At 67.8% G+C, this 2,261-nt stretch carries 1 protein-coding gene and 1 pseudogene; both read right to left on the reverse strand.

Annotated elements, in window-relative coordinates; all coding sequences use genetic code 11:
* Positions 1–213, reverse strand: a pseudogene (locus EN884_RS33615) (invasion associated locus B family protein); the annotation flags it as partial.
* 7 nt (positions 214–220) lie between these two features.
* Positions 221–2,261 (reverse strand): YadA-like family protein (locus EN884_RS33620; RefSeq protein WP_206617712.1); only part of this gene is annotated, 2,041 nt, incomplete at its 5' end.

The raw sequence follows: 2,261 nt of genomic DNA on the forward strand, positions 1-2,261 counted from the left end.
GTTGCAGACCTTCTTGCGGGCTTTGAGGTTCTCGTCGCAGATCAGCGTCCAGTTGTCGAATGGGCGTATGGTGCGCTGGTAGTCTCCGAGCTTCACCTCGGGCGGGAGCACCACGTCCGAAGGCTTGATCCTGTAGGTCGACGCGACCTGCCCGGCGGCCGGCACGAGGCCGCCGCAAAGCGCCAGGCAGGTCAGGGCAACAAGTCCTTTCATCCCTGCCTCAGTTCAAGGTGAAGCTGATGCCGGCGCCGACGCCGACATGCCCACCCGCTGCCGTGCCCGACAGATTGCCGCGGATGCGGCCGTCCTCGCTGGTGTAGCCCGCACCGAAGGCGAACGCGCCGGCGTCGCGCCAGAGGCCGCCACCCGCCGCGACGCTCAGCTTTCCGGGCCGGTCGTCGTAGCGCAGCGAGGCGGCGGCGAGGCCTATCGCGGCCGCCTGCCGGGCCTCGTCGCGGATGCCGTTGATGTCCGAATTGAGCTGGCCGAGCTTCTGGTCGGTATAGTCGTTGGCCTGCTGCAGGGTCGTGGCGGCTACCTTGTCGGTGTAGTCGTTGGACGTATCGATAGCGTAAGCCACGCGGTTGTCCGTATAGCTCTTGCCGGCGGTCAGGCCCTGGTTCATCTGTTCGACATTGACCGCATCGGTCCCTTTGACGCCGGGGCCGACATTGGAGATGACGACCGGCGCGTTGACGTCGCCACCCTGCAGCGTGATGGTGTTCGACTTGACGCCGCCCGGGGCGTCATAGGTCACCGCGTTCTGGGTGAGGTTTCCGACGCCGGCTTTCAAATCCTCGATCGCCGTGTTGGTGGCGTAGAGCTGCGAGCCGTTGATCGCATCCGTGCTGCCGGCATCGACGCGCCCGGCGGCGACGTTGGTGATCGTCCGCTCGGCGCCGGCATCGCCGACGCTGACGGTTCCGGTCGGAGTCGTTCCGGCGAAGGTGTAGGTCTTGCCGCCGATGACGGTGCTGGAGGTGCCGACGGCTGTCTGCGTCACCGAGCCGGAGCCGAGCGCCACATCGTTGGCGTTGTTGGCCTGCGCACCCTGGCCGAGCGCGACGGCGCCCGCCCCGGTAGCCGTCGAGCCATGGCCCGCAGCCACGCTCTCGGCGCCGCTCGCCACGCTTTCCGGCCCGATCGCCACCGCGTTGGTGCCGCCGGCGATGCTGTCGGCCAGCGTCGAATTGGCGTGGAAGTATTTGATGCCGCCGCCATTGCTGATGGTGGTCAGGGCATTGTCGACGGCCGTCAGGCCGTCATAGACGGTCGAGTAGTTGTTGCCCTGGATAGTGTAGGTCGGGCCGGTGATCGAGCCGTCGGGATTGATCGTGGTAACGCCGCCGAACAGGTCGGTGACGTTTTTCGTCACGCCGCGCAACTGCGAGACGTTGACGCCGTCGGTGTCGGCCGAGCCCGCCGCGACATTGGTCAGCTTGCGTTCGGCCCCGGCGGCGCCGATCGACACCTCGCCGACCGAGGTCTGCGCGCCAGCAAGCCCATAGGCCGCGTAGTTCGTTTGTGCGCCGACCGTGGTGATGGACTGCGCACCAAGCGCGACGCTGTTGATGAAGGTGCTTTGGGCGCCGGCGCCGAGCGCCACCGACTGGATGCCGGAGGCGGTCGAATTGGTGCCGAGCGCCAGGCCGTCGGCCAGCAGCACATGCGCGTTCTGGCCGATGGCCGTTCCGCCGGGTGCTGTCTGGTCGACGATGGCGCCGTTGCCGATGCCGATGCCGTTGTCGCCGTTGACGACGGTCGTCGGACCGACCGCGACCGACTCCGCGCCGACCGCCAGCGAGTCGCCCGCCGCCGAATTGGCATGGAAGTATTTCGTCGAGGTGACCGACACGGCAGCGATGGCGCCGGCGAGCTGGCGCACCGTCACCGCGTCCTGGTCCTGCGTGCCGTCGGCCACATTGGTGATCTGCCGGTAGGAGTTGACGTCGCCGACCGAAACCGCGCCGAGCAGCGCCTTGTCGGTCGTGTTGAACTGGATGAAGTTCGACGGACCGGCTGCGATCTGGCCGGTAGCCGGAGCGATCGCGCGATTGGAGATCGAACCCGAGCCCAGCGCCACGCTGCCGTCGATGCTGGCGTTGCTGGCGCGGCCGAGCGCCAGCGCGCTGACCCCGGTCGCGGTCGCCTGGTAGCCGACAGCGGTGGAGCCGACACCTTGTGCGAAGGAATCGGTCTGCGCCAGTCCGGCCTCGTTAGTGCGAGCGTAGCGGATGCCGATGCCGTTGGCGTCGGTGTAG

The sequence above is a fragment of the Mesorhizobium sp. M7A.F.Ca.AU.001.01.1.1 genome (assembly GCF_004022735.1).
Taxonomy (GTDB): Bacteria; Pseudomonadota; Alphaproteobacteria; order Rhizobiales; family Rhizobiaceae; genus Mesorhizobium; species Mesorhizobium ciceri.